Genomic DNA, 7913 nt, shown 5'->3' on the forward strand with positions numbered 1-7913 from the left:
GGAGCGGCCGTAGGGTTTTCTGCTGGACACTCTTGCAGCAAGATGATTTTTGGTTAAAGGGCCTGGGTTCGTGGGTTTTTATTGAAATTGTGCGTGGACTCTTTGTGGATGCTCTGCCTGTGCTGTAATGGGGAGGAAACCTACCCAACAAGAGCCCGCAGGAGGGTCCCATGCAGATCGCCGTCCCGAAGGAAATCAAGAACCATGAGTATCGCGTTGCCCTGACTCCCACCGGCGCCCGGGAGCTGGTCGCTCGCGGGCACGTGGTCACCGTGCAGAGCGGGGCCGGTGAGGGCGCGGGTTTCCAGGACAGCGACTACGAGGCGGCCGGGGCGCGGCTGGAAGCGGACGTGTCGACGGTGTGGGCCGGCGCCGAGCTGATCCTCAAGGTCAAGGAGCCCCAGCCCGAGGAGGTGGCACGCCTGACGACCGGTCAGACCCTGTTCACCTACCTGCACCTGGCCGCCGCGGAGTCGTTGACCCGCGGCCTGATGGCGAGCGGTGCCACCTGCATTGCCTACGAGACCATCACCGACCGCCAGGGGGGGCTGCCGCTGCTGGCGCCGATGAGCACCGTGGCCGGCCGCATGGCGGTGCAGGCCGGCGCCCACAGCCTGGAGAAGGCCCAGGGCGGCGCCGGCGTGCTGCTGCCCGGCGTGCCCGGCGTGGCCCCGGGCAAGGTGGCCGTCATCGGTGGCGGCGTGGTGGGCGAGAACGCCGCGCGCATGGCGCTGGGCCTGGGCGCCGAGGTCACGGTGCTCGACAAGTCGATCCCGCGGCTCGAGACCCTGGACGACCGCTACCAGGGGCGCATGAAGACGGTCTTCTCCACCGCCGACGCCATCGACGAGGCGGTGCGCGAATCCGACCTGATCATCGGGGCCGTGCTGATTCCCGGAGCCGCCGCGCCCAAGCTGATCACCCGTGCCATGCTCGCCGACATGAAACCGGGCAGTGTGCTGGTGGACGTGGCCATCGACCAGGGCGGCTGCTTCGAGACCAGCCGGGCCACCACCCACGCCGAGCCGACCTATGTCGTCGACGGCATCGTCCATTACTGCGTGGCGAACATGCCCGGGGCGGTGGCACGTACCTCCACCCAGGCGCTGACCAACGCCACCATGCCCTTCGTCATGGCGCTGGCCGACAAGGGCTGGAAGCAAGCGCTGGCCGACGACCCGCACTTCCTGCCCGGGCTCAACGTCCACGATGGCCAGATCACCTACGCTGCGGTGGCCGGGGCCTTCGGCCTGGAGAGCGTCGATCCCGCCACCCTGGTGAAGTAAGGCAAGGCGTCGAGACACATCCGCCAGCGTGAGCGGCGCCGGGGACAGGCCAGAGTGGAGGTCATTCTTCAGGGGTGAGGCGAAAGCCGAACGGGCACGCCATGGATGGCGTGCACCGGCCTTGCAAGCGGAGCAGGAGGCGAGAGCGCCGCAAGAAGAAGGTAGCGCCCAGGGAAGGGTTCACAGCGCCTCCACGTCGGCCTGTCGCCGGGCAAGCCGCGAGAATACCGCTTGCCGCATGCCCCGGTCGCCTTGACCAGGGCAGCGCGGTAAGATGGGCGGCATTTGCCACCGATCAGTGACACAGCCCGACTCCATGACCAAGACACGCGTTCTCACCGGCATCACCACCACCGGCACCCCGCACCTGGGCAACTACGTGGGGGCCATCAAGCCCGCCATCGCGGCGAGCCAGGACCCCAGTGTCCAGTCCTACTACTTCCTCGCCGACCTGCATGCCCTGATCAAGTGCCAGGATCCCAGGCGGGTACAGGAGTCGCGCCTGGAGATCGCCGCCACCTGGCTGGCGCTGGGCCTGGATACCGACAACGCCATCTTCTATCGCCAGTCGGACGTGCCGGAGATCACCGAGCTGACCTGGATGCTCTCCTGCGTCTGCGCCAAGGGGCTGATGAACCGGGCCCACGCCTACAAGGCGGCGGTGGCCGAGAACGAGGCCGCCGGCAACCAGGACCCCGACAAGGGCATCACCATGGGGCTGTTCGGCTACCCGGTGCTGATGGCCGCCGACATCCTGATGTTCAACGCCCACAAGGTGCCGGTGGGGCGTGACCAGATCCAGCACATCGAGATGGCCCGGGACATCGCCGCGCGCTTCAACCACCTCTTCAAGGGCGACTACTTCAGCCTGCCCGAGGCGGTGGTGGACGACCGGGTGGCGGTGCTCAATGGCCTCGACGGGCGCAAGATGTCCAAGAGCTACAACAACACCATCCCGCTGTTCGTCTCCGAGAAGAAGCTGCTGAAGCTGGTGCGCAAGATCAAGACCAACTCGCTGGAGCCCGGCGAGCCCAAGGATCCCGACGGCTGCACCCTGTTCCAGATCTACTCGGCCTTCGCCACGGCGGAGGAGAGCGCCGCCATGCGCCGCGAGTACGAGAACGGCATCGGCTGGGGCGAGGCCAAGAACCGGGTCTTCGAGTACCTCAACGAGCAGCTGCGCGAACCCCGTGAGCGCTACCAGGCGCTGATGGAGGACCCCGGCCACATCGAGCAGGTGTTGCTCAAGGGGGCCGAGCGGGCCCGTGGCGAGGCCGTTCCCTTCCTGGATCGCCTGCGCCAGGCGGTGGGGCTGGGCCGCTTCGTCTGACGGTATCCGGCTTCCCCTGAAGTGCCGGGCGTCCCCTGGGCGCCCGTCGCCGTGTCGGGCTGCCGTATATTCTCCGTTTGCCTGCATGGCTGCGGATCAATGCTTTTACGTGCCGGGTCCAAGTCAGCAGCATGCTCTATTTATCGGGACTCCCGTTCCGGACGACATCGAGGGAGCTCGTCATGAGGGGATTCGCCCTGACACCGCAGAAGCGCCTGTCCGTCTCCGTCGTGGCCGCCGGTGCCTTGCTGCTGGGGGCCCTGGCCGTGGGCACTGCCTTCGGCGGCCGCGTCGGCCTGCTGATGGTGGTCGGCGGGCTGCTCGGCGTGGTGCTCTACCAGGCCGCCTTCGGCTTCACCGCCGCCTGGCGGGTCTTCATCACCGAACGCCGCGGCCGCGGGCTGCGCGCCCAGATGGTGATGCTGGCCATCGCCGTGCTGCTGTTCTTCCCGGCGTTCGGTGCCGGCAGCCTGGTCGGCACCCCGGTAGCCGGCTATGTGGCGCCGATCGGCGTCTCGGTGGTGGTCGGGGCCTTCCTGTTCGGCCTCGGCATGCAGCTCGGCGGCGGCTGTGCCTCCGGTACCCTCTTCACCGCCGGTGGCGGCAACGCCCGCATGCTGATCACCCTGCTGTTCTTCGTCGTCGGCTCGCTGATCGGCACCGCCCACTTCGCCTGGTGGCAGAGCCTCCCCGCCTGGCGGCCGACCTCGCTGGTCACCGAGTTGGGCGTCGGGGGCGGCATCGCGGTCAGCCTGGTGCTGTTCACGGCCATCGCCGCCTTCACGGTGGTGATGGAGAAACGCCGCCATGGCCGGCTCGAGCAGGCGCCGGCCATCGATGCCGGCAACCGGCGCTGGCTCACCGGCCCCTGGCCGCTGCTCGCCGGCGCCGTGGCGCTGGCACTGCTCAACTTCACCACCCTGGCCCTGGCCGGCCGCCCCTGGGGGGTGACCTCGGCCTTCGCCTTGTGGGGCGCCAAGGGCTTCGAGTTCCTGGGCGGCGATGTCTCCGCCTGGGGTTACTGGCAGGCGCCGGGCAACGCCGCGGCCCTTCGGGCCAGCGTCTGGGGCGACATCACCACGGTGATGAACGTCGGCATCATGGTGGGAGCCCTGGTGGCTGCTTCCCTCGCCGGTCGCTTCGCGCCCAATTTCCGTATCCCGGCGAGGTCCGTGCTCGCCGCGGTGATCGGCGGCATCCTGCTCGGCTACGGCGCGCGCCTGGCGTTCGGCTGCAACATCGGCGCCTACTTCGGGGGCATCGCTTCGGGCAGCCTGCACGGCTGGGTCTGGCTGGTGGCGGCCTTCGCCGGCAACATGCTGGGGGTGAAGCTGCGCCCCTTCTTCTTCGCGGGGGAGGCCGGGTGACAGCCGGCGGCCAGGGGCTGCTGATCGCGCCTTTCGGCGGAATGAACGCGCCCCGACTTGGCCAGGTCGGGGCGCTGTCGTTTTCGGCGTGGTAGAGTTAGCGCCAGAGACGCCGTCCAGAGCGTCAACGGCCCGTTCCAGTCACCGCATCGAGACGAGAGATGACCACCGAACCCAAGCGTCCCCTCTATATTCCCTATGCTGGCCCCCCGCTGCTCGAGATGCCGCTGCTCAACAAGGGCAGTGCCTTCACCCGCGAGGAGCGCATCGAGTTCAACCTGATCGGTCTGCTGCCGCAGAACGTGGAGTCCATCGAGGAGCAGGCGGAACGCGCCTACCGACAGTATCGCCAGTGCCAGAACGACCTGGATCGCCATATCTATCTGCGCGCCATCCAGGACGACAACGAGACCCTCTATTTCCGCCTGGTCTCCGAGCACCTCGAGGAGATGCTGCCGATCATCTATACGCCCACGGTGGGCAAGGCCTGCGAGGAGTTCTCCAACATCTATCGCAACCACCGCGGGCTCTTCGTCGCCTACCCGGACCGCGACCGCATGGACGACATCCTGCGCTGCGCCACCAAGGACCAGGTCAAGGTCATCGTGGTGACCGACGGCGAGCGCATCCTCGGCCTCGGCGACCAGGGCATCGGCGGCATGGGCATTCCCATCGGCAAGCTCTCGCTCTATACCGCCTGCGGCGGCATCAGCCCGGCCTATACGCTGCCGATCATGCTCGACGTGGGCACCAACAACCGGGCGCTGCTCGACGACCCCATGTACATGGGCTGGCGCCACCCGCGCATCGCCCAGACCGAATACGACGCCTTCATGGAGGAGTTCATCGCCGCGGTGAAGCGCCGCTGGCCCAAGGCGCTGCTGCAGTTCGAGGACTTCGCCCAGGCCAACGCCCTGCCGCTGCTCGAGCGCTATCGCGACCGGCTCTGCTGCTTCAACGACGACGTCCAGGGCACGGCGTCGGTCTGCGTGGGCACCCTGATGGCAGCCTGCCAGGCGCGCGACGAGGGGGTCGGGCAGCAGCGGGTGGTGTTCGTGGGCGGCGGTTCGGCGGGTTGCGGCATCGCCGAGCAGATCGTGGTGGCCATGCAGGCGGAGGGGTTGACCGAGAAGGAGGCGCGCAGCCGGGTCTTCATGGTCGACCGGGACGGCCTGGTGACCGCCGACATGGAAGGGTTGTGGGACTTCCAGCGCCGCCTCGCCCAGGATCCGGCCCTGCTCAACGACTGGCGCGGGCGCGACCTGCTGGAAGTGGTCACCCAGGTGCGTCCCACGGTGCTGATCGGCGTCTGTGGCCAGCCCGGCATCTTCACCGAGGAGGTGGTACGTGCCATGCACGCCGGCTGCTCCCGGCCGTTGATCATGCCGCTCTCCAACCCCACCTCCCGGGCCGAGGCGACGCCGGAGGACGTGCTCACCTGGACCGACGGCCAGGCGCTGGTGGCCACCGGCAGCCCCTTCGCCCCGGTGGTGCACGATGGCATCACCTATCCCATCGCCCAGTGCAACAACGCCTATATCTTCCCGGGCATCGGCCTGGGCGTGGTGGCCAGCGGGGCCAAGCGGGTCACCGATGCGATGCTGATGTCGGCCTCGCGGGCGCTGGCGCGGGAGGCCCCGCTGGTCAAGGAGGGCGAGGGCGCGCTGCTGCCGCGGCTTTCCCAGATCCGCGAGCTCTCCAAGGCGATCGCCTTCGATGTCGCCGCCCAGGCCCAGGGGGAGGGCGTGGCACCGAAGACCAACGGCACCAAGCTGCGTGACGCCATCGAGCGCAACAGCTGGAACCCGGAGTATCGCCGCTACCGTCGCCGGTCGTTCTAGGCGCTGGCGGCGGGCCACGAGCGTACACTGCCGCCCGAAGCCCGAAGCCCCATCACGAAGAAGGCCCTGCCGGCTACCCCCGGCGGGGCCTTTGTCTTTCCAGCACGGCCAGGATCATACTGGTGTGGTGGTCGGGCCACGAACGAAGACGCACAGACTGGAGGAGAGAGAACGATGGAAGCGCCAGCGGTTAAGGGGCTTCGTCCGGAAGCCGAGGTGATGACCAGGCAACGGCTGCCGTACTTCGTCGGCATCTCGGGGCAGACGGTGGGGGCGACCGGGCTGTCCATGCACCTCGTGGTCATCCCGGCGGGCGGCCGTGCCGACCCCCATGTCCATGTCGGCTACGAAACGGGCATCTATGTGCTCGAGGGCAGGGTGTGCACGCGCTGGGGCGCTTCGCTCGAACACGAAACCGTCAGTGAGGCCGGCGACTTTCTCTTCATTCCGCCAGGCGTTCCCCATGAAGCGATCAACCTCAGCGAAACGGAGCCGGCACGCGCGATCGTCGCCCGCAACGACCCGGCGGAACAGGACAAGGTCGAGCCTTATGATCCCGGGCGAAGTGCCTTGTCATAGCGCCATGGCACTGCCGTAGGGGCCGCGGTTCGACCCCGGGGCACCGTCGGGCGCCCCGGTATCGCCTTCGCTTGCCACCCGATGATCGGCTTTACGCGCTCCGGTTCAGGCCGCCCCGATCATCTTCCTCAGCACATAGTGCAGGATGCCGCCGTGGCGGTAGTACTCCAGTTCGTTGGCGGTGTCGATGCGGCACAGCGCCTCAAGCTTCTTCTCGCCCTTGTCCGACTTGATGGTCACCTTGACCCTGCCGCCCGGGGTGAGCTCGGCAAGCCCCTCGATGGAGACCTGCTCGTCGCCGGTCAGGCCCAGGGTCTTGCGGCTCTCGCCCTCGGGGAACTGCAGCGGCACCACGCCCATGCCGATCAGGTTGGAACGGTGGATGCGCTCGAAGGATTCCGCCAGCACCGCGCGTACCCCCAGCAGGCGGGTGCCCTTGGCGGCCCAGTCGCGGGAGGAGCCGGTGCCGTACTCCTTGCCGGCGATCACCACCAGGGGCGTGCCTTCCTGCTGGTACTTCATGGCCGCGTCGTAGATGGCCATCCGTTCGCCGCTGGGCACATGGCGGGTCTCGCCGCCGACCACGCCGTCGAGCATCTCGTTTCTGATGCGCACGTTGGCGAAGGTGCCGCGCATCATCACTTCGTGGTTGCCGCGGCGCGACCCGTAGGAGTTGAAGTCCACTGGCCCCACGCCGCGCTCCTGCAGGTAGCGGCCGGCGGGGCTGTCGGGCTTGATCGAGCCGGCCGGGGAGATATGGTCGGTGGTCACCGAGTCCCCCAGTAGGGCGAGGATGCGGGCGTCCCTGACGTCCTCGATGGCATCGGGTGTCCGGCCCATGCCCTCGAAGAAGGGCGGATGCTGGATGTAGGTGGAGTCCGTCGACCACGCGTAGACCTGGCTCTCGGGGACCTCGAGCGCCTGCCAGGTCTCGTCGCCGTCGAACACCTCGGCATACTCCTTGCGGAACATCTCGGTCTTGACCTTCTCCACGGCCTCGGCGATCTCCGCCTGGCTGGGCCAGATGTCCCTGAGGTAGACCCGCTGGCCGTGGCGGTCGACGCCCAGCGGGTCCCGGGTCAGGTCGAGCTGGACATTGCCGGCCAGGGCGTAGGCCACCACCAGCGGCGGCGAGGCGAGCCAGTTGGTCTTGACCAGCGGGTGGATGCGCCCCTCGAAGTTGCGGTTACCGGAAAGCACCGACGCCACGGTGAGGTCGCCATCCTCGATGGCTTGCTCGATGGCCTCGTGCAGCGGGCCGGAGTTGCCGATGCAGGTGGTGCAACCGTAGCCCACCAGCTGAAAGCCCAGGGCATCGAGGTCGTCGTTGACGCCGCCGGCCTCCAGGTACTTGGTCACCACCTTGGAGCCCGGGGCCAGGGAGGTCTTGACCCAGGGCTTGGTCCGCAGGCCCCTGGCCAGGGCATTTCTGGCCAGCAGGCCGGCGGCCATCATCACGCTGGGGTTGGAGGTGTTGGTGCAGGAGGTGATGGCGGCGATCACCACGGCG

At 68.1% G+C, this 7913-nt stretch carries 6 protein-coding genes; 5 read left to right on the forward strand and 1 reads right to left on the reverse strand.

Annotated features, from left to right (window positions below; all coding sequences use genetic code 11):
• The first annotated feature begins 170 nt into the window (after positions 1-170).
• The 5 genes from ald to CR157_RS07430 all read left to right on the forward strand — a co-directional run bounded on the left by ald (position 171) and on the right by CR157_RS07430 (position 6403).
• A complete protein-coding gene (gene ald / locus CR157_RS07410; protein ID WP_110282927.1) occupies positions 171-1286 on the forward strand; it encodes an alanine dehydrogenase in 1116 nt (371 codons plus the stop codon).
• Positions 1287-1602: 316 nt separating this feature from the next.
• Positions 1603-2616 (forward strand): tryptophan--tRNA ligase, encoded by a 1014-nt coding sequence (locus CR157_RS07415; RefSeq protein WP_110282928.1) that lies wholly within the window; start codon positions 1603-1605, stop codon positions 2614-2616.
• Between the two features lie 182 nt (positions 2617-2798).
• Positions 2799-3983, forward strand: coding sequence for a YeeE/YedE family protein (locus tag CR157_RS07420; protein WP_110282929.1), 1185 nt, complete (start codon positions 2799-2801; stop codon positions 3981-3983).
• Positions 3984-4144: 161 nt separating this feature from the next.
• Positions 4145-5824 (forward strand): NAD-dependent malic enzyme, encoded by a 1680-nt coding sequence (locus CR157_RS07425; RefSeq protein WP_110282930.1) that lies wholly within the window; start codon positions 4145-4147, stop codon positions 5822-5824.
• 174 nt (positions 5825-5998) lie between these two features.
• Entirely contained in the window at positions 5999-6403 is a 405-nt protein-coding gene (locus CR157_RS07430; protein WP_110282931.1) for a cupin domain-containing protein, read from the forward strand.
• Between the two features lie 105 nt (positions 6404-6508).
• Here the strand turns inward: CR157_RS07430 and acnA are convergent.
• Positions 6509-7913: aconitate hydratase AcnA (gene acnA, locus CR157_RS22985; RefSeq protein WP_258364097.1), on the reverse strand; the 1405-nt coding region annotated here is incomplete at its 5' end.

The organism is Halomonas sp. LBP4, assembly GCF_003202205.1.
Classification (GTDB): Bacteria; Pseudomonadota; Gammaproteobacteria; order Pseudomonadales; family Halomonadaceae; genus Halomonas; species Halomonas flagellata.

Excerpts from the sequence above, each read along its gene's own strand:
- CR157_RS07415 (WP_110282928.1), top strand. The coding sequence starts at position 1,603 with ATGACCAAGACACGCGTTCTCACCGGCATCACCACCACCGGCACCCCG.
- CR157_RS07425 (WP_110282930.1), top strand. The coding sequence starts at position 4,145 with ATGACCACCGAACCCAAGCGTCCCCTCTATATTCCCTATGCTGGCCCC.
- ald (WP_110282927.1), top strand. The coding sequence starts at position 171 with ATGCAGATCGCCGTCCCGAAGGAAATCAAGAACCATGAGTATCGCGTT.
- CR157_RS07430 (WP_110282931.1), top strand. The coding sequence starts at position 5,999 with ATGGAAGCGCCAGCGGTTAAGGGGCTTCGTCCGGAAGCCGAGGTGATG.
- CR157_RS07420 (WP_110282929.1), top strand. The coding sequence starts at position 2,799 with ATGAGGGGATTCGCCCTGACACCGCAGAAGCGCCTGTCCGTCTCCGTC.